The organism is Streptomyces sp. NBC_01198 (genome assembly GCF_036010485.1).
GTDB lineage: Bacteria > Actinomycetota > Actinomycetes > Streptomycetales > Streptomycetaceae > Actinacidiphila.
The window spans coordinates 6,055,415-6,073,940 of sequence record NZ_CP108568.1 but is presented as its reverse complement, the minus strand read 5'-3'; the positions used below and the strand labels follow the sequence as shown (position 1 = coordinate 6,073,940).

Here is an 18,526-nt window from a genome sequence, read left to right as displayed (position 1 = left end):
CCCCACCCTAACGGCCCCCTCCCGCCCGGGGGTGCGCTTCCGCGAGGGGCGCCCGTCAGGGGCGCGGGGAACTGCGCGACAAGCCCACCACCGGGGCGCGGGTCGTCACCGACCCAAAAGGGCAGTTGCTGTCGCGTCCGGACGACCGGCCAGTGGGTGGCTGAGCGCGCAGTTCCCCGCACCCCTGGGTGGCACCCCCTGCCAGGGGGGAGCCGCACCCCCGCGCCCGGGGATAGGGCACCCCGGCGGAAGGGGTGCCCCCTTACTGCTGCGGCGCAGCCGCCTGGGCCGCGGCCAGTTGCCGTTTGGCCGCCGTCGCGTAGACGTCCACGTACTCCTGCCCGGACAGCTTCATGATCTCGTACATGACCTCGTCGGTGACCGACCGCAGGATGAAGCGGTCGCCCTCCATGCCGTGGTAGCGGGAGAAGTCCAGCGGCTTGCCGATCCTGATACCGGGGCGTACGGACAGCTTCGGCATGACCTTCCCCACCGGCTGCACCTTCTCCGTGTCGATCATCGCCACCGGGATCACCGGCGCCCCGCTGGCCAGCGCGACCCGCGCCAGGCCGCCCGGCTTGCCCCGGTAGAGGCGGCCGTCGGGCGAGCGGGTGCCCTCGGGGTAGATCCCGAAGAGCTCGCCGCGCGCCAGTACGGCGACCCCGCTCTTGACCGCGGCCTCGCCGGCGCCGCGGGCGCCGGAGCGGTCGACCGGGAGCTGCCCGACGCCCTTGAAGAACGCGGCGGTCAGCTTCCCCTTGACGCCCGGCGAGGTGAAGTACTCCTCCTTGGCGATGAAGGTGACCTTGCGGTCGAGGACCGCGGGCAGGAAGAAGGAGTCCGAGAAGGACAGGTGATTGCTCGCGAGGATCGCGGGACCGTCGTGCGGGATGTGCTCAAGACCTTCGACCCAGGGTCGAAAGGCCGCCTTGAGGGGCGAGCCGATGGCGATCTTCATCGCGCCGTAGAACAACCTCGGACCTCCTGTAGCCGACGCACCGACCTTAACGCCAGCAGGCGGCTCCGGCTGGTTGCGATGGGGCTTACCGCTTGGTATCGCGGCCGCGTACGCTGAACGTCCGACCTCCGTGTACCTCGTGTACCCGCGTACGCGGTTTCACGCCCTCGAACAGGAGACCCACGGTGCCGCTCATGCCTGGAGCCGAGCCGTACCGCCATGACGGCGGCGAGATCGGCGTGCTGCTCTGCCACGGATTCACCGGCTCGCCGCAGTCCCTGCGCCCCTGGGGCCAGTATCTGGCGGAGCGCGGGCTGACCGTGTCCGTACCCCTGCTGCCGGGGCACGGCACCCGCTGGCAGGACATGCAGCTGACCGGCTGGCAGGACTGGTACGCCGAGGTGGACCGGGCGCTGGGCGAGCTGACGGACCGCTGCTCGCGAGTCTTCGTTGGCGGCCTGTCGATGGGCGGCACCCTGGCGCTGCGGCTGGCCGCCAGGCACGGCGCCCAGATCAGCGGCCTGATCCTGGTCAATCCGTCGGTGAAGGCCGACAGCGCGCAGCTGAAGGTGGTGGGCGCGCTGAGCCGGGTGGTCCCCTCGGTGAAGGGCATCGCCAACGACATCGCGCTCGAAGGCGGCGGCGAGCTCGGCTACGACCGCACCCCGCTGCGTGCGGTGCACTCGCTGACCCGGCTCTGGCGGGTCGTCAGACCGGCGCTGCCGCAGGTCACGCAGCCCTTGCTGCTGCTGCACAGCCGCGTCGACCACGTGGTGCACCCGTCGAACTCGACGGTGGTGCTGGGCGCGGTGTCCTCCACGGACGTCACGGAGAAGGTGCTGGAGCGCAGCTTCCACGTGGCGACCCTGGACCACGACGCGGAGCGGATCTTCGCGGAGTCCTACGCGTTCGTCGAGCGGCTGTCGGCCGGTGCGGGCGCGGCCGGCAACGCGGTGAAGGGGGGCACAGCCGGTGGCTGACCGCGAGGACGAGGGCACCGCCCCGCACGAGGAGGAGCCGCCCCGCCCGCCGCTGGACGAGGACGCGGTCTGGGCCGCGCTGATCGCCGGCTACGACAACGACCCGGAGCCGGCCACGGCCGCGGCCTGGCCCGAGGCGGAGAACGTCCCGGCGCAGGCGGCCGACCCCGACCCGACCGACCCCGCGGCGGTCACCACGGCGCCGCCGCCCGCTGACCGGACGATCGTGATCCACCCGGTGATCAGCGGGCCGCGCGACTACGAGCTGGCCGACGACGAGGACGAGGCGCATTTCGTGCCGCCCGAGCCGCCGCCGCTGCCGGACGCGGACGTCACCACCAAATTCGCCTGGATCGCGGTGCTCGGCGGCCCGCTGCTGCTGCTCGCCTTCGTCCTGCTGCAGATCGAACTGACCTGGTGGGCCGTCACGTTGGGCGTCGGCGGCTTCCTCGGCGGCTTCGCCACGCTGGTCGCGCGGATGAGCACCGACGAGGAGGACGACGACGACCCGGGCCGCGGCGCCGTCGTCTGACGGGGCCGGCCCCGGCCGGCCGGGGCTCAGCGCGCGTAGAGCGCCTCGACCTCGGCTCCGAACTCCGCGAGCACCACGCTGCGCCGGAGCTTCATCGACGGCGTGAGGTGCCCGGAGTCCTCGGTGAACTGCGACGTGAGGACGCGGAACCTGCGGACCGACTCGGCCTGCGAGACCGCCGCGTTGCCCTCGTCCACCGCGTGCTGGACGGCGGCCAGCAGGTCGGGGTCGCCGGACAGCTCGGCGGCGGTCCGCCCTGACTTGCCGTGCTGGGCCGCCCACTGGGGCAGGAAGTCCTCGTCCAGGGTGATCAGCGCGGCCACGAAGGGGCGGGCGTCGCCGACGACCATGCACTCGGCGATCAGCGCGTCGGCCCTGATCCGGTCCTCGATCACCGCGGGCGCGACGTTCTTGCCGCCGGCGGTGACCAGGATCTCCTTCTTGCGGCCGGTGATGGACAGGTAGCCGTCCTCGTCCAGCGCGCCGAGGTCGCCGGTGTGGAACCAGCCGTCGGCCATCGCCTCGGCGGTGGCCGGCTCGTTGTTCCAGTAGCCGGTGAAGAGGTGCTCGCCGTACAGCAGCACCTCGCCGTCGTCGGCGATGCGGATCGTGGAGCCGGGCAGCGGCTGGCCGACCGTGCCGATCTTCGGGCGGTCCCAGGGGTTGAAGGCGGTGGCCGCGCAGGACTCGGTCAGGCCGTAGCCCTCCAGCACGGTGAAGCCGATACCGCGGTAGAAGTGGCCGAGGCGCTCGCCGAGCGGGGCGCCGCCGGAAACGGCGTGGGTGGCCCGGCCGCCGAGCACCGCGCGGAGCTTGGCGTAGACCAGCCGGTCGAAGACCTTGTGGGTGAGGCGCAGCCGCACCGAGGGCCCGGCCGGCGTGTCCAGGGCGCGGCTGTAGTCGATCGCGGTGGCCGCCGCCCGGTCGAAGAGCTTGCCCTTGCCGCGGGCCTCGGCGGTGGCCCGCGCGGTGTTGTAGACCTTCTCGAAGACCCGCGGCACCCCGAGGACCAGGGTGGGCCTGAAGCCCCGCAGGTCCTCGGTGAGCTGCTTGACGTCGGGTACGTGGCCGAGCCTGACCGGCGCCATCACGCTGGCGACCTCGATCAGCCGCCCGAAGACGTGGGCCAGCGGCAGGAAGAGCAGCACCGAGGACTCGCCGGTGCGGAAGAGCGGGGCGAGGCGTTCCAGGACGTTGCCGCACTCGGCGAAGAAGCTGCGGTGGCTGAGCACGCAGCCCTTGGGGCGGCCGGTGGTGCCGGAGGTGTAGACGATGGTCGCCGGCGAGTCGGCGTTCGCCGCGGCGCCGCGCTCGTCGAGCACCGCGTCGGAGATGTCGCCGCCGGCCGCGCCCAGCGCCTCGATCGCGCCGGTGTCGATCCGCCAGACGTGCTTGAGCTGCGGCAGCCGTACGCGTACCGACTCCACCGACCTTTCGTGCAGGTCGGATTCCACCAGGACGGCGACCGCGCCGGAGTCGGCGAGTATCCATTCGAGCTGGGCGGCCGACGACGTCTCGTAGACCGGGACGCTGACCGCGCCGGCGCTCCAGATCGCGAAGTCGAGCAGCGTCCACTCGTAGCGCGTCCTGGACAGCAGTGCGACGCGGTCGCCCGGCTGGACGCCTTCGGCGATCAGCCCGCGGGCGGCGGCCCGCACCTCGGCGAGGAAGCGGGTGGCGGTGACGTCCTGCCAGTGGCCGGCGGAATCCTTGCGGCCGATGACCGCGGTGTCGGGGTGCTGGGCGGCGTTGCGGCGGATCAGGTCCGTCAGATTGCCGCCCGCGGGGACCTCGTACAGAGCCGGAAGGCTGAACTCACGCAAGACGACTGCTCCTCATCGGTGCCGCGGCGCACCCGGAGGGACGATGGACGGGCTGGACGTTACCCATCGGTAGGGCTCCGGCGACAGGGGGGCACGACAAGATGTTCCCTGCATCACACGCCGGCCGGAGCGGGGGCATCCATGCCCGGAAGACTAGACCAGACGGCGCCCGATCCGCAGGTGACCCGCGAGCGGAACCGACCGTCCCCGGCGCTATAAAGTGGCCGCATGCGGGTGCATGTGGTGAGCGATGTCCATGGTGCGGCCGAGGCGCTGGCGCGGGCCGGCCGGGGCGCCGACGCGCTGGTCTGCCTGGGCGACCTGGTGCTCTTCCTGGACTACGCCGACCACTCCCGGGGCATCTTCCCCGACCTGTTCGGCGTGGAGAACGCCGACCGGATGGTCGAGCTGCGCACCGCCCGCCGCTTCGAGGACGCCCGCAGGCTCAACGCGCAGCTGTGGTCGGGTGTCGACCGGCGCGGCGCCATCGAGGCGGCGGTGCGCAAGCAGTACACCGAGCTCTTCGCCGCCTTCCCGACGCCGACCTACGCCACCTACGGCAACGTCGACGTGCCGGACCTCTGGCACGAGTACGCGGGCCCCGGCACCACCGTGCTCGACGGCGCCACCGCGGAGATCGGCGGCCGGGTCTTCGGCTTCGTCGGCGGCGGCCTGCACACCGCGATGCGCACCCCCTACGAGGTCAGCGACGAGGACTACGCCGCCAAGGTCGCCGCCCTGGGCCCGGTCGACGTGCTGTGCTCGCACATCCCGCCGGCCATTCCCGAGCTCTGCTACGACACCACCGCCCGGCGCTTCGAGCGCGGCAGCCAGGCGCTGCTCGACGCGGTCCGCAGCGTGCAGCCGAAGTACGCGCTCTTCGGGCACGTCCACCAGCCGCTCGTCGCCCGCACCCGGATCGGCCGCACCGAGTGCGTCAACGTCGGCCACTTCAACCACACCCGCACCCCGTGGGTCATGGAGTGGTGACCCGCCCCGCGAACCGCGGCCGCTGTGATGGCAGCCTCACGACCTGGGCGCGATAGCCTCTCAGCAGACTCCCCAGCACGCTCCACGCAGCATCCTGCACCAGTAGTCCGGAGGGCCACGGCGATGGCGGAACACACACGGTCGAGCATCACCATCGAGGCGGCCCCGACCGCCGTCATGGGCGTCATCGCCGACTTCGACCGCTACCCGGAGTGGACCGGCGAGGTCAAGGAGGCCGAGGTGCTCTCCCGCGACGACGAGGGGCGGGCCCGCCAGGTGCGGCTGCTGCTCGACGCCGGCGCGATCAAGGACGACCACACCCTGGCGTACACCTGGATCAGCGCGGACGAGGTGCGCTGGTCGCTGGTCAGGTCGCAGATGCTGCGCACCCTCGACGGCTCCTACGCGCTCGCGCCGCTGGACGGCGGGCGGCGTACCGAGGTCACCTACCAGCTCACCGTGGACGTCAAGATCCCGATGCTGGGCATGATCAAGCGCAAGGCCGAGAAGGTCATCATCGACCGGGCACTGGCCGGGTTGAAGAAGCGGGTCGAGGCCGCAGGCGCCGCCGCCGGCACCGCGGACGACGCCGTCGCCGAGGCCGACGCCGAGACCACGGGCTGATGCCGGCGGCATCGGCGCGCACTTTGCTGATCACCGGCGCCGGCGGCGCCGGCCGCACCACCGTCGCCGCCGCGACGGCCGCCGCGGCGGCCCGGGCCGGCACCCGCACGCTGCTGCTGACCTACGACCGGGACGCCGCCGCCGCGCTGGCCGGCGCCGTCCCCGGGCTCGGTGTCGCCTCCGTCGACCCCGGGGCCGCCTTCGAGGACGCGCTGCTCGACCTGCAGAGCCGCGGCGGCACGCTGCTCACGCTGCTCGGTGCGGCCCCGCTCGACCCGGAGGAGCTGACCCCGCTGCCCGGCGCGGAGGCACTGGCGCTGCTGCGGGCGGTGCGCGCGGCCCACGACGGGACGTGGGAGCTGGCCGTCGTCGACCTGCCGCCGGTACGCGAGGCGGTGGCGCTGCTGGCGCTGCCCGAGCAACTGCGCCGCTACCTGGCCAGGTTGCTGCCGTCCGACCGGCAGGCGGCCCGCGCCCTGCGACCGGTACTCGCCCAGCTGGCCGGGGTGCCGATGCCCACCGAGTGGGCGTACGAGGCGGCGGCCCGCGCGGACCGCGAACTGGCCTCCGTGCAGGCGGTGATCGAGGACCCCGGCACGTCGGTGGCGGTCGTGCTGGAGCCCGGCGCCCACGCGGCCGGCGTCCTGCGCACCGCCAGGACCGGCCTGGCGCTGCAGGGGCTCGGCCCCGCGGCCGTCGTCGCCAACCGGCTGCTGCCGTCGGGGACCGCCGACCCCTTCCTCGCCGCGCTGTCCGGCATCCAGCAGGACCACCTCAAGGCGCTGGCACAGACCTGCGCCGCGGACGGCACGCCGCTGTACGAACTGCCGCACCTGGGGCGGGAACCGCAGGGGCCCGAGGAGTCGCTCGCGGTGCCGTACGACGCCGTGCCGGCCATCGGCGGCGACCCCTGGACCGTGGAGGACCGGCTCGGCGACGAGGGCCACTTCGTGTGGTCGCTGCCGCTGCCCGGGGCGACCAAGGACGGTCTCGACCTGGTCAGGCGCGGCGACGAACTCGTCGTGGACGCCGGGGGTTTCCGGCGGATCCTGCCCCTGCCGTCGGCGCTGCGGCGCTGCACGGTGGACGGGGCGGCGCTGCGTGACGGCGCGCTGCGGGTGCGTTTCACACCCGATCCCGGTCTCTGGCCGCGCTGACCGGCCGCTGCCGGCCGCCGTTCGGGTACCGTCGTCGGGGAGGGCTGACGCCGACGCAGCCGACCGCAGCGTGCCGTTTGGAGCCGATCATGAGCGAAGCCACCGACCGTCCCGAGGCCGACGCGTGGGCGAAGGCCAGCGCCGAGGACATCGCCGCAGAGCACGCCAGGCGGCGCGAGCAGGCGGGTCAGGGCAGCGCCGCGGAGGAACTGCGGCGCTTCGCCGAGGCGGTGGGCGACGCGGTCGGTGACCGGCTGGCGGCGCTGCGCAACCCCACGGTGCAGCTCGCCGCGCAGGGCGCCCTGTCGCAGCTGCGTTCTGTTGTCGAACCCATCAAGGAGCGGAACCCCGACGTCTTCGACCACCTGACGGCCGCCGGGGCCGAACTGCTGGCCGCATACCGGTCCGCAGTGGCCGGAGCGGAATCCCGCTGGACCTCGGCCGACGGCTCCTCGCGTTCAACGGCTGAACACATCGACCTCGACTGACCCCCTCTCCGGTACGGTTCTCTTAGCGGGGATCGACCGAAAACTGAGGGACACATGGGACTCACCATCGGCGTCGACATCGGCGGCACCAAAATCGCGGCCGGAGTGGTCGACGAGGAAGGCTCGATTCTTGAGACCGTCAAGGTGCCGACGCCGCCGACTCCCGAAGGCGTCGTGGACGCGATCGTGGAGGCGGTGCGCCAGGTCAGCGCCGGTCACACGATAGAAGCCGTCGGCATCGGCGCCGCCGGCTACGTCGACGACAAGCGTGCCACCGTGCTGTTCGCGCCCAACATCAACTGGCGGCACGAGGCACTCAAGGACAAGGTCGAACAGCGCGTCGGTCTCCCGGTCGTCGTGGAGAACGACGCGAACGCGGCGGCCTGGGGCGAGTACCGCTTCGGCGCCGGGCAGGGTCACTCCGATGTGATCTGCATCACGCTCGGCACCGGACTCGGCGGGGGCATCATCATCGGCAACAAGCTGCGCCGCGGCCGGTTCGGCGTCGCGGCCGAGTTCGGCCACATCCGGGTGGTGCCGGACGGGCTGCTCTGCGGCTGCGGCAGCCAGGGCTGCTGGGAGCAGTACGCCTCCGGCCGCGCCCTGGTCCGCTACGCCAAGCAGCGGGCCAACGCCACCCCGGAGAACGCCGAGGCCCTGCTCGCGCTGGGCGACGGGACCGTGGACGGAATCGAGGGCCGGCACATCAGCGCCGCCGCCCGGCAGGGCGACCCGGTCGCCATCGACTCCTTCCGCGAGCTGGCCCGCTGGGCCGGTGCGGGGCTCGCCGACCTGGCGTCGCTCTTCGACCCGTCCGCCTTCATCGTCGGCGGCGGCGTGTCGGACGAGGGCGAACTGGTCCTCGACCCGATCCGCAAGTCCTTCCGGCGCTGGCTGATCGGCGGGGAGTGGCGTCCGCACGCCCAGGTGCTCGCCGCCCAGCTCGGCGGCAAGGCGGGACTGGTCGGAGCCGCCGACCTGGCGCGACAGGGCTGAGCCGATGACCGTGGAGGACCTGCCGGGTTCAGCCACCGAGCCGGCCTCGGCGGTCGTCCGCGTGCTCAGCTACAACATCCGCTCGATGCGGGACGACACGGCGGCGCTGGCCCGGGTGATCCGGGCCTGCGCTCCCGACGTCGTCCTGATCCAGGAGGCGCCGCGGTTCTTCCGATGGCGTAAGGCCGCGGCCCGCCTGGCCCGTGCCACCGGTCTGGTCCACGTGACCGGCGGCGCCACCGCGGCGGGACCGATGGTGCTGTCCGGCCTGCGTGCACGGGTCGAACGCACCGAGGACGTCCTGCTGCCGCACCATCCGCCGCTGCACCAGCGCGGGTTCGCCACCGCCGTGCTGCGGATCGGCGGCGCCCGGCTCGGCGTGATCAGCACCCATCTCAGCCTCAGCCCGGCCGAACGCTACGACCAGGCCGGGCTGCTGCTGGACCGGGTGGCCGCGATGGGCGTGCCGAACGTGGTGGTCGGCGGCGACTTCAACGAGCCGCCGGAACGCCCCGGCTTCGGCCGGATCGCCGCGCACCTCCAGGACGCCTTCGCCGTGGCGCCCTGGGGCGGCGAGGTCACCAACGTGCGCGCACCCTTCCAGCGGATCGACGCGGTCTTCGCGACCGGGCCGGTGCAGGTGCTGGGCTGCGGGGTGCCGCACTCGGTCCCCGGCGTCACCCACGCCGACCTGCACGCGGCCACCGACCACCTGCCGGTGCTGGCCGCGCTGCGGGTCCCGAAAGGCTGAGCGGCCGAGCGGCGGCGTATCGCCACCCGGTGGCTCACAACGGCGGGTCCCGAGGGCCTGAGCCACGGGGTGGCACGGTGGCTCAGAGCCGCCACGGACGGCTCAGAGCAGGTCGCGCAGCCGCTGGGCCAGCAGGTCCCAGCGCCAGGACTCCTCCACCCAGGCCCGCCCCCGCTCGCCCATCCTGCGGCGCAGGTCGGCGTCCCGCAGCAGCGTCAGGATGCGTTCGGCGGCCTGCTCGGGCGAGCCGCCGCGGACGACCCAGCCGGTCTCGCCGTCCAGGACCGCGTCCGGGGCGCCGCCCGAGTCGCCCGCGACCACCGGCAGCCCGGTGGCCGACGCCTCCAGGTAGACGATGCCGAGGCCCTCGACGTCCAGACCGCCGCGGCGGGTCCTGCACGGCATCGCGAAGACGTCGCCGGCGCCGAAGTGGGCGGGCAGTTCACCCTCGGGGACCGGGCCGGTGAAGCGGACCGCGCCCGCGACGCCGGTGCGCTCCGCGAGCGCCTCGAGCTCGCTGCGGTACGGGCCGCCGCCGACGATCAGCAGCGCCGTGTCGGGCTTCTCGCGCAGGATCCGCGGCATCGCCAGGATCAGCGTGTCCTGGCCCTTGCGCGGCACCAGCCGCGACACGCACACCACGACCGGGCGGTCCGCGAGGCCCAGCCTGGCCCGGACGACCGCGCCGCCCGAACCCGGGTGGAAGGTCTTCTCGTCGACGCCCGGCGGCAGCCCGACCATCCGCTCGGCCGCCCGCTCGGTCAGCGCGGCGGCGATCCGGGACCGGGTGTAGTCACCCAGATAAGTGAGGGTGTCGGTGCCCTCGCCGATCCTGCGCAGCAGTTGACGGCCCGCGGGCAGCTGCGCCCAGGCCGCCTCGTGGCCGTGCGTGGTGCCGACCAGCCGCAGCGCGCCCGCCCTGCGCAAGGCGGGCGCCATCAGGCCCAGCGGCGCCGCCGCCCCGAACCACACCGACGAGCAGCCGTGCCTGCGCAGCAGCCCGACCGCCGTCCGCGTCACCCTCGGCGTCGGCAGCAGCATCTTCGTCCGGTCCCTGACCACCGTGAAGGGCTGCTCGGCGTCGAACCGCGCCACCTCGGTGCCGTCCTTCCACGTCGAGGCGTAGACGACGACCTGGTCCGGCTCCAGCCGCAGTGCCATGTTGTGCACGAAGGACTGGATACCGCCCTGGCGCGGCGGGAAGTCATTGGTGACGATCAAGGTCTTTTCCATCGCCGCCGAGGTTACTCCGGAGCCGAGGGACGCGGCGCGCGTCCCTGCGCGTCCCTCCCGGCCTCCGCCCGCCGCGGGCCGCAAGATGCAAGACGTGAGATATCGGCAGATGAGCGGTCCGGTGCCGGTGGTGGTCGTGTGGGCGCTCAGCCGCGCGCTGCTGCTGGTCCTCGTCTTCCAGCTGGTCGACTTCCCCGGCCAGTCCGTCGTCTACGACGTGACCTCGGTCTACCAGCGCTGGTACCCGACGCTGCGGCACGGCGCCTTCCCCGCGCACGACGTGACCTGGCAGTATCCGCCGGGCGCGGCGGCGGTGCTGGTCGCGCCCGGCGCGCTGCCCTTCCTCCGCTATCCCGCCGCCTTCTTCTGGCTGGCCTTCCTCGCCGACGCCGCCGTCCTCGCCGCGCTGCTGCGCGACGCCTCGCGGCGGTCCTGGCGGCTCGACGGGGTGTGGGTGTGGGTCCTCGGCGTCCTGCTGCTCGGGCCGATCGTCTACGCCCGCTACGACATCATGGCCACCGCGGTCGGTGTCGTCGCGCTGCTGGCGCTGCGCCGGCGGCCGGCCCTCGGCGGGTTGCTCGCCGCGGCCGGCGGGCTCATCAAGGTGTGGCCGCTGCTGCTGCTGACCGGCACGCCGCCGGGGCGCGGCACCCACCGCGCCTGGCTCGCGGCCGCCGGCACCGCGGTGGGCGGCTGCGTGCTCTTCGCCGCGACCATGCCGGGGGCCTTCTCCTTCCTGACCTTCCAGCGCGACCGGGGCACCGAGGTGGAGTCCCTCGGCGGCCTGGTGCTCCACCTGGCCCGGCACGCCGGCTGGCCCGGCGTCACCGCGCTCCACTACGGCTCGGTGGAGTTCATCGGCCCGCACGTGGACCTGGTCAGCGACGGGGCGCTGGCGCTGAGCGTGCTGGCCTTCTGCTGGCTGCTGCTCTGGCGCCTGCGGGCGCGGGTCTTCACCGCGGCCACCCCCTGCGACGCCGGCTTCGTCGCCGTGCTGCTCTTCACCACCACGAGCCGGGTGATCAGCCCGCAGTATCTGGTGTGGCTGATCGGCATCGGGGCGGTGTGCCTCGCGGCGCGGGAGAGCGTGGTGCGGTTGCCGGTGCTCCTGCTCGTGCCGGCCGCGCTGCTGACGACGCTGGAGTTCCCGGTCTGCTTCCCGCACGTCGTGCACAGCGATCTCCTGGGCGTCGCCCTCGTCCTCGCCCGCAACGCGCTGCTGGCCGCCGCCACCTTCCTCGGCTGCCGCCGCCTCTGGCACGCCACCCGCCCCCTCCCCCTCCCGGCGAAGGCCCCCCACGCTCCCGCTGGCGCGAGCCGATGAGGGTGCCCCTCGCGGTGGCTTGTCGCATTCCCACCGGCCACGATGGCGCGGCAGACACGCAGCGCACCGCGAGGGGCACGCTCAGCCGGGCGGTAGCGCCGGGGCGGATGTGCGGGCCAGGGCGATGCGCGCCGTAGGCGTCGGGTGGGTGCCGAAGAGGGCGTGGAGGGCCCGGGGCGGGCTGGGCTCGGCGACGTTCGAGATGGTGAGCCGGCGCTGCATGGCGATGAAGTGCTCCGGGTCCGCCGTGAGGGCCAGCGCGTGCCGGTCGGCCCGTATCTCCACGCGGCGGCTGATGGCGCAGCCGACCGGCCCGGCGAGCGCCACGCCCAGCGCCGCGACGGCCGCGAGGAGCCATGCCGAGCGCGGGTCGGCGAAGCGGTCGGCGCCGGCCAGGTCGAGCAGCGGGGACCAGCTGACGACCGCGGCCAGCGCGCACACCCCCGCGGCGGAGCCGACCGCGCCGAGCGCGGTGCCGCGGGCGACGTCGCGGTGCACGACGTGCCCGAGCTCGTGCGCCACCACGAGTTCGACCTCCCGCGGCTCGGCCGTGCTGAGCAGCGTGTCGTAGACGACGATCCGCCGGGTCCGGCCGAAGCCGGAGACGTACGCGTTGAGCGCCGTGGTGCGCCGCGACGCGTCGGCGACCAGCACGTCCCGCACCGTCACCCCGTCGCGCGCGGCCAGCGCGAGCAGGGCGTCGCGCAACGGGCCCGCCGGCATCGGCGTGAAGCGGTTGAAGAGCGGCTCGAAGAGCACCGGTGCCACCCAGGACAGCGCGACGGTGGCCGCCGCAGCCCCGAGCGCGGCCCACGCCCACCACCAGCGGGTGAGGCCGGCCAGCGCGTAGACGGCGAAGAGGGCGCCGCCGACGAGCGGCAGCGAGATGAGCAGGCCGCGCAGCACGTCCGCCGCCCAGCCGCCCCACCCCTGGGTCACCAGGCCGAAGCGTGCACGTACCACCCGGGTGCGGGCCCCGAAGGGCAGGGCGAGCAACTGCGGCAGCAGCACCAGGGTGACCGCCGCCCCGGCGACCCGGGCGGGCCACGAAGAGCCAAAGGCGGCGATCAGCCCGGCGCCGGCCGGGGTCAGGCCGAGCACCGCAAGCAGCGCGAGCCCGGCCGTGCGGCCGGCCAGGGCGACCGGCCAGACGCCCTGCCGCAGCGCCCGGGCCCGGGCGATGTGCTCGGGGGTGAAGTCGGGGCCGGCGTCAGGGCCGTGGGGCGGCTCGGTCATCCCAGCTCCTGCTGTACGTAGGTGCGCCAGCGCGCGGTGAACCCGGCCGGCGACAGGTCCAGCCCGGAGCGCAGCACCGAGTCCAGCGTCGCGCCGGTGCCGGCGGTGCGGTAGAGGGCGGTGAGCCGGTCGGGCGACCACTGGTCGGCGACCATCCGGCAGGCCAGCCAGCCGCCCTCGTACGCCTGCGCCAGGTCGCTGGAGGTGGGGCGGAAGTCCGCGGCGGTGGGGAGCGCCGCCGGCAGGTGGCCCGCGTCGACGTCGTGGGCCAGCTCGGGGGCGATCTCCGGGGCGGTGCGGCCGGCGTCGCGGTAGGCGACCCAATCGGCGAAGCCCTCGGACAGCCACAGCGGGGTGCTCGCGGTGGTGGCCAGCCGGGTGGCGACATGGGTGGTCTCGTGGGTGAGGACGACCTGCCGCCCGAAGGCGGAGAGCTTGCCGAAGGCGGCGGGGTTGACGATCACCCGGTCGGCCGGGGCCTGGGCGCTGCCGCCCAGCTCGCCGGTGGTGACCGCGGCGATGTCCTGGTAGCCGGCGGGGTCGGCGGCGAGCAGCGCGCCGAGCTGGTCGAGGGTCTTCGGCGCCTCGATGACGACGGTGCCGGGCCAGCCGGCCCGGCCCCAGGCGTGCTGCACCTGGGGCACCGCCTGGTCGGCGTCGTCGGCGTAGCCGCGCAGCGTCCCGGTGTCGCCGAGGCCGAGCACCAGGCTGTGCGCCCCGCGCACCACGGTCACCTTGCCCTGGTCCCACAGCTGTACGGCGCTGCGCTTCCCGGCGGACTCCCCGTCGTCGTCGGCGGCGACGTACCAGTGCCCGGAGCGTTCGGTGAAGGTCAGATACGACGTGGAGACCACCGGCTGGGCGTCGTAGCCGCTGAGCCGGTAGCGCAGCTGGACCTCGGCCGCGGTCCTGCGGGTGCCGTCGCCGGCGCCGGCCTCGGGGGGCAGCGGGAAGGCGCCGGTGCGGACCAGGCGGTAGGACCAGTCGGCGAGCGGCACCTGCGCGAGGTTGCCGAACATCTGCCGCTGGGCGGCGAGGAAGCGGGTGGACCGCGGGTCGACGCCGGCCAGGAAGGCCCGCTGGTCGTGCTGCCGCACCGCGGCGGCGTGCCGGTCCAGCAGCTGCTGCACGGCGGGGTCGGCGGCCGGCCGTGCGGCCTTGTGCGCCGCTCCCCCGCAGCCGGTGAGCGCGGCGAGCAGCCCGAACAGGGCGAGGACGGCGAGCACGGCGCCGGCCGTCCGGCGTCCTGGGTGCACCGCGGTCATGGCGCCGATCGTACGGCCAGCGCGGCCGCGACCGCGCGGCCGGTCTCAGGGTCTGGTCACGGCCGTGATCGGCATCATGCCCACCGGGTCGTAGCGGACCCGGGCGCCGGGGTAGGGGGCGTGGATGACGCGGCCGCCGCCGACGTACATGGCGACGTGGCTGGCGTCGCCGCGGTAGATGATCAGGTCGCCGGGGCGGGCCTGGTCCAGGGGGACGCGGTGGCCGGCGTTCATCTGCTCCTGGGACGTCCGCGGCAGCGCCACGCCGGCCCGGCCGTAGGCGTACTGCATCAGGCCCGAGCAGTCGAAGGCGTGCGGGCCGGTGGCGCCCCATACGTAGGGTGCGCCGAGCACCTGGCGGGCGGCGGCGACCGCGAGGGCGTTGCGGCCCGACGCGGCGGGCAGGTCGGGGAGTTCGGGCAGCGGAGTGCGGTCGCGGGCGGCGTGGTCGCCCGTGCCGGGGGTGTAGCCGGCCCGCTGGATGGCGGGCAGGGCGCGCAGCAGCTGCTGGGCGGCGGCGAGCGCCCGCTGCACCGCGGTCTTGCGCTGCCGCAGATCCGCGGCGGTCTGGTTCAGCTCGGCGAGCTTGCCCGCGGCCTGGCTGCGCTGCCCGCTCAGCGCCCTTTCCGCGTCCTGGAGTTCGCGCAGCTGGTCGGCCTGCCGAGTGCCGAGCCGGTCCAGGGTGGCGGCCCGGTCGAGGGAGTCCTCGGGGTCGTCGGACAGCAGCAGCGCCAGCGACGGGTCGAGGGCGCCGTCGCGGTACTGCTCGGCGGCCAGCGCGCCGAGTTCGTCCCGCAGCTCGTTCACCCGCTGCTGGCCCTGGGCCGCGCGGTCCTGGAGGGTGGCGAGGTCGGCGCGCAGCTGTTCGGCGTGCTCCTTGGCCGCGTCGTACTTCTCGGTGGCCTGTTCCGCCTGCTGGTAGAGCCGGTCGAGCCGGGTCGCGGTGTCCTGGCCCGCGGCGGGCGTGGGGTCGGCCGCGGCGAGCTGGGCGGTGCCGCCGGACAGTGCCGCGGTGGCCGCGGCCGCCGCGGACAGCACGGTGACCCGGGTGGTGCGGACGGCCAGGCCCGGCTGCGGTGCGCGTCGATGGGATGCCACAGCAGCCGACAGTAGCCAGCCGGACACCCTCAGTACAAAGACGTCAAACGCCCCGTACGCGACGCTCGCCGCTCAGCCGCAGGTCACGTGGCTGCCCCGGTCATCACGCGAGGACCGGCACCACCCGAACGCCGTATTCTCCCGCGCCGCGGGCCGCAGCCCCGGCGCGGACAGCGCCGCTGAAGACGTCCGGGTCAGATGCGGACGCCGAACTGGAAGGGCATGTCGCTGATCGCCTCGTAGCGCACGACGGTGCCGGGCTTGGGGGCGTGCAGCACCATGCCGTCGCCGGCGTAGAGGCCGACGTGGTGGTGGTCGCCGTAGAAGATGACCAGGTCGCCGACGCCGAGCTGCGACTCGGAGTAGATCCTGGTGCCGGCGTTCGCCTGCTCCGCCGCGGTCCTGGGCAGGTTGACCCCGGCCTGGCGGTAGGCGTAGGAGGTGAGGCCCGAGCAGTCGAAGGACTTGGGGCCGTTGCCGCCGTAGACGTACGGCTTGTTCAGCTCCTGCTGCGCGGCGGCGTAGGCCGCGGCGGCACGGCCGCTGGCGGGCTTGCCGCCGATCGGCACGCGCCCGGTGGAGCGGTTGGCGCGGGCGGCGTCGTCGGATATCTGCTGGCGCTGCGCGGCGGTCAGACCGTTCAGGATCGCCTGCGCCTGGGCCAGCTTGTTCTTGGCCTCGGTCTTGCGCTGCCCCAGCTCTGTCCTGGTGGCCTGCAGTTCGGCGAGCTTGGAGGTGGCCTCCGCGCGCTCCTGGTCCAGGGTCCGCTTGGCGTCCTGGAGTTGCTGCAGCGCGCTGCTCTGCAGCGAGCTGATCTGGTCGAGCGCGGTGGCCTGGTCCAGGTAGCTGTCCGGGTTGGAGGACAGGAAGAGCTGGAGCGACGGGTCGATTCCGCCGGTGCGGTACTGCGAGGCCGCGATCGTACCGAGGCTGTCGCGGAGGGTGTTGAGGTGCTCCTGCTGGCGCGCCACCTGGTCCTGCAGGCTGCCGGCCTCCGTCTGGAGGGACTTGAGCTTCTCGCTGGCCCCGTTGTACTTCTCGGTGGCCTGCTCCGCCTGCGAGTAGAGCGTGTCCACCTGGGCCTTGGCGTCCTTGACCGTGGTGGGCTTGCTGGGCTTCGCGGGGGCGGCGTTGGCCGCCTGGGCGGAGAGCGCGACCGCGGCTGCGGCGGTCGCGGTGAGCACGGTCACGCGCGTGCGGCTTGCCGGCTTGGGACGACGGTGGGACGCCACGAAGGCGAGCTCCTTCTTCCTTCAGCCGCCTACCGGTTGACGACTGGCGGGCGGCCCCCGACGCGCCATCCGGATTGGATGATCGACTGCGCGGAGGTTCGAGCCCTGACCTTAGTGACCTTTCTGTGATCGGTTCAAATCCTTGAAGGCAAAATCTCGACCGGTTCGCGTTTTCTTTACATACTTCGCACGTACAGTGATGACCGTTCGACGCTGCGTGCACACTGGTGCACTAGTGAACGCCGAGGCGGCTTCGAACGGCCCGAACGGCCCGCGGGCGGTGAAGAGTCAGACCCGCGCGAGGCGGCGCAGCAGCAGTGTGGAGGCGACCGGGCGGGCGCCGGCCTTGGCGACCCCGTCGGCGACCTCGCGGTCGGCGGAGACCACCACGATCTGCCGGCCGGGCGGTTCGGCCCGCACCAGCCGCCTGATCAACTCGTCCGCGGTCTCACCGGCCTTGCTGAACAGCACCCGCACCCCGCGCGGCGGCGCGAGCAGCACCGGCATGTCCAGGTCGGCGCCGTCGAAGACGCACGTCACCTCGGCGCCGCTCTGCGCGGCGAGCGCCGCGAGACCGCCGAGCAGCCGTAGCCGCTGCTTCTCCAACGGCATCGCCGGATAACCGGTCTTGGTGACGTTGTAGCCGTCGACCACCAGGTGCGCCTGCGGCAGCGCGAGCAGCTGGTCGAGCAGCGCGGGGTCGGTCTCGGACAGCGCGCGGGTGGCGATGTCACGGGCACTGAAGGCGCCGGGCGCCACCGCGTCCACGGTGTCGGCGGGGCGTACCGCCATGGTGTCCCGTGGCGGCAGGGCGAGTTCGCGGCGCAGCCCGGAGGCCGCGTCGAGCACCGTGTCGAGCAGCAGCCGCAGCCGTACGTCCTCGATGCTGCGCCCCTCGCGGGCGGCCTTGCGGCCGGTCTCGATGACCGCCTCCGCCTCGGCCAGGCGGGTACGCAGCCGGCGCGCCTCGCTGTCGGCGGCGGCCTTGTCGTGGGCGGCGGCGGACCGCAACTCCTCCACCTCGACCTGGAGTCTGCGCTGCGCGGCCTCGGCCCGCTTGACGTCGCTCAGCGCGCTGCGCAGCTTGCGGTGCAGCGCGTCGCCCTCCTTGCGCACGGTCTCCAGTTCGGCCCTGGCCCTGGCCGCGTCCGCCCTGCCCTGCTCGTGCAGCGCCTCCACCTCGGCGCGCAGCGCCGCCAGTTCGCGCAGCGCCTCCTCGTCCGCCCGCTCGGCGTCGGCCCGTTGGGCCTCCTCGCCGGCGGTCGCGACGAGCTTGGCCCACCCCGGGGGCCGGAGCAGATACGCGGCGGCCGCCACGTCCAGCGGATCGGCGGCCGGCGGCGGGGTGCCGCCCTCCAGCGCGCCGGCCAGCTCGGCCTGCGACTCCCTCAGTCGGGCCGCGACCTTCTGCCGGAAGGCCGGGTCGTGCTCCAGGGCCGCGGCCAGCGCGGTCCCCGCGTACTTCACCCGCCGGGTGGGCGTGAAGCGGGCGTAGGGGCGCAGCGAGACCGGCAGCTCCTGGTAGGTGAAGCTGCCGAAGGCCTCCGCGGCGAAGGCGACGACCCGGTGGCGTACACCCTCGGGCAGCGGCCGGTCGAGGGCCGGCTCGGCGCCCGCCGCCTCCGGGGCACCGTCACCTTCGTCGTCGCGCTCGCCGTGCTCGGCATGGCCGCCGGGATCGCGAGGGTCGCCGTGGTCGCCGGGGTCACCGTCGTCGGCGGGCCCGGCCGGTGCGGGGGGGCCGGCGGACTCCGCCGCGGCACCACTCGCTCCGGCATGCGGAAAACCGCCGATACCGTCCACCAGTCACTCCCGTCCGGTTCCTCGGCGTCCTCCCGG

At 74.1% G+C, this 18,526-nt stretch carries 17 protein-coding genes; 9 read left to right on the top strand and 8 right to left on the bottom strand.

The window, feature by feature from the left end; translation table 11 throughout:
• Positions 1 to 262: 262 nt before the first annotated feature.
• Positions 263 to 973, bottom strand: coding sequence for a lysophospholipid acyltransferase family protein (locus OG702_RS27045; RefSeq protein ID WP_327291545.1), 711 nt, complete (start codon positions 971 to 973; stop codon positions 263 to 265).
• 170 nt (positions 974 to 1,143) lie between these two features.
• On the opposite strand from OG702_RS27045, the gene OG702_RS27040 reads away from it, so the two are divergent.
• Positions 1,144 to 1,938 carry an alpha/beta hydrolase gene (locus OG702_RS27040; protein ID WP_327291544.1) on the top strand — a complete coding sequence of 265 codons (795 nt, stop codon included), beginning with the start codon at positions 1,144 to 1,146 and terminating at the stop codon, positions 1,936 to 1,938.
• Positions 1,931 to 2,470, top strand: coding sequence for a hypothetical protein (locus OG702_RS27035; protein WP_327291543.1), 540 nt, complete (start codon positions 1,931 to 1,933; stop codon positions 2,468 to 2,470). The genes OG702_RS27040 and OG702_RS27035 overlap by 8 nt, the downstream gene beginning before the upstream one ends.
• Before the next feature lie 26 nt (positions 2,471 to 2,496).
• On the opposite strand, the gene OG702_RS27030 is transcribed toward OG702_RS27035, so the two are convergent.
• Positions 2,497 to 4,293, bottom strand: a complete 1,797-nt coding sequence (locus OG702_RS27030) for an AMP-dependent synthetase/ligase (RefSeq protein ID WP_327291542.1) — start codon at positions 4,291 to 4,293, stop codon at positions 2,497 to 2,499.
• Between the two features lie 228 nt (positions 4,294 to 4,521).
• Here OG702_RS27030 and OG702_RS27025 point away from each other — a divergent pair, with 228 nt between their 5' ends.
• The 6 genes from OG702_RS27025 to OG702_RS27000 all read left to right on the top strand — a co-directional run bounded on the left by OG702_RS27025 (position 4,522) and on the right by OG702_RS27000 (position 9,299).
• Positions 4,522 to 5,283, top strand: coding sequence for a metallophosphoesterase family protein (locus OG702_RS27025; protein WP_327291541.1), 762 nt, complete (start codon positions 4,522 to 4,524; stop codon positions 5,281 to 5,283).
• A gap of 123 nt (positions 5,284 to 5,406) precedes the next feature.
• Positions 5,407 to 5,907 carry an SRPBCC family protein gene (locus tag OG702_RS27020; RefSeq protein ID WP_327291540.1) on the top strand — a complete coding sequence of 167 codons (501 nt, stop codon included), beginning with the start codon at positions 5,407 to 5,409 and terminating at the stop codon, positions 5,905 to 5,907.
• Positions 5,907 to 7,064, top strand: coding sequence for an ArsA family ATPase (locus OG702_RS27015; RefSeq protein ID WP_327291539.1), 1,158 nt, complete (start codon positions 5,907 to 5,909; stop codon positions 7,062 to 7,064). Before OG702_RS27020 ends, OG702_RS27015 begins: the two co-directional genes overlap by 1 nt.
• Positions 7,065 to 7,153: 89 nt before the next feature.
• Positions 7,154 to 7,552: a DUF5304 family protein gene (locus OG702_RS27010; protein ID WP_327291538.1), complete on the top strand. Its 399-nt coding sequence runs from the start codon at positions 7,154 to 7,156 to the stop codon at positions 7,550 to 7,552.
• Positions 7,553 to 7,606: 54 nt separating this feature from the next.
• Positions 7,607 to 8,548 (top strand): ROK family glucokinase, encoded by a 942-nt coding sequence (locus tag OG702_RS27005; protein ID WP_327291537.1) that lies wholly within the window; start codon positions 7,607 to 7,609, stop codon positions 8,546 to 8,548.
• Between the two features lie 4 nt (positions 8,549 to 8,552).
• The gene (locus OG702_RS27000) at positions 8,553 to 9,299 is read left to right on the top strand and encodes an endonuclease/exonuclease/phosphatase family protein (protein WP_327291536.1); all 747 of its coding nucleotides are present in this window, start codon (positions 8,553 to 8,555) and stop codon (positions 9,297 to 9,299) included.
• 102 nt (positions 9,300 to 9,401) lie between these two features.
• Here the strand turns inward: OG702_RS27000 and OG702_RS26995 are convergent, their stop codons facing one another.
• A complete protein-coding gene (locus OG702_RS26995) occupies positions 9,402 to 10,532 on the bottom strand; it encodes a glycosyltransferase family 4 protein (RefSeq protein WP_327291535.1) in 1,131 nt (376 codons plus the stop codon).
• 94 nt (positions 10,533 to 10,626) lie between these two features.
• Here OG702_RS26995 and OG702_RS26990 point away from each other — a divergent pair, with 94 nt between their 5' ends.
• Positions 10,627 to 11,856, top strand: coding sequence for a glycosyltransferase family 87 protein (locus OG702_RS26990; RefSeq protein WP_327291534.1), 1,230 nt, complete (start codon positions 10,627 to 10,629; stop codon positions 11,854 to 11,856).
• 81 nt (positions 11,857 to 11,937) lie between these two features.
• Here the strand turns inward: OG702_RS26990 and OG702_RS26985 are convergent, their stop codons facing one another.
• From OG702_RS26985 to OG702_RS26965, 5 genes are all read right to left on the bottom strand, one after another.
• Positions 11,938 to 13,092: a M48 family metalloprotease gene (locus OG702_RS26985; RefSeq protein ID WP_327291533.1), complete on the bottom strand. Its 1,155-nt coding sequence runs from the start codon at positions 13,090 to 13,092 to the stop codon at positions 11,938 to 11,940.
• On the bottom strand, positions 13,089 to 14,357 hold the full coding sequence (locus OG702_RS26980; protein WP_327291532.1) for a hypothetical protein: 1,269 nt from the start codon (positions 14,355 to 14,357) through the stop codon (positions 13,089 to 13,091). The genes OG702_RS26985 and OG702_RS26980 overlap by 4 nt, the downstream gene beginning before the upstream one ends.
• A 45-nt stretch (positions 14,358 to 14,402) precedes the next feature.
• Positions 14,403 to 15,455, bottom strand: a complete 1,053-nt coding sequence (locus OG702_RS26975) for a C40 family peptidase (protein ID WP_327291531.1) — start codon at positions 15,453 to 15,455, stop codon at positions 14,403 to 14,405.
• Positions 15,456 to 15,649: 194 nt separating this feature from the next.
• Positions 15,650 to 16,687 carry a C40 family peptidase gene (locus tag OG702_RS26970; RefSeq protein WP_327291530.1) on the bottom strand — a complete coding sequence of 346 codons (1,038 nt, stop codon included), beginning with the start codon at positions 16,685 to 16,687 and terminating at the stop codon, positions 15,650 to 15,652.
• A gap of 288 nt (positions 16,688 to 16,975) precedes the next feature.
• A complete protein-coding gene (locus OG702_RS26965) occupies positions 16,976 to 18,490 on the bottom strand; it encodes an NYN domain-containing protein (RefSeq protein WP_442814556.1) in 1,515 nt (504 codons plus the stop codon).
• Positions 18,491 to 18,526: the final 36 nt, after the last annotated feature.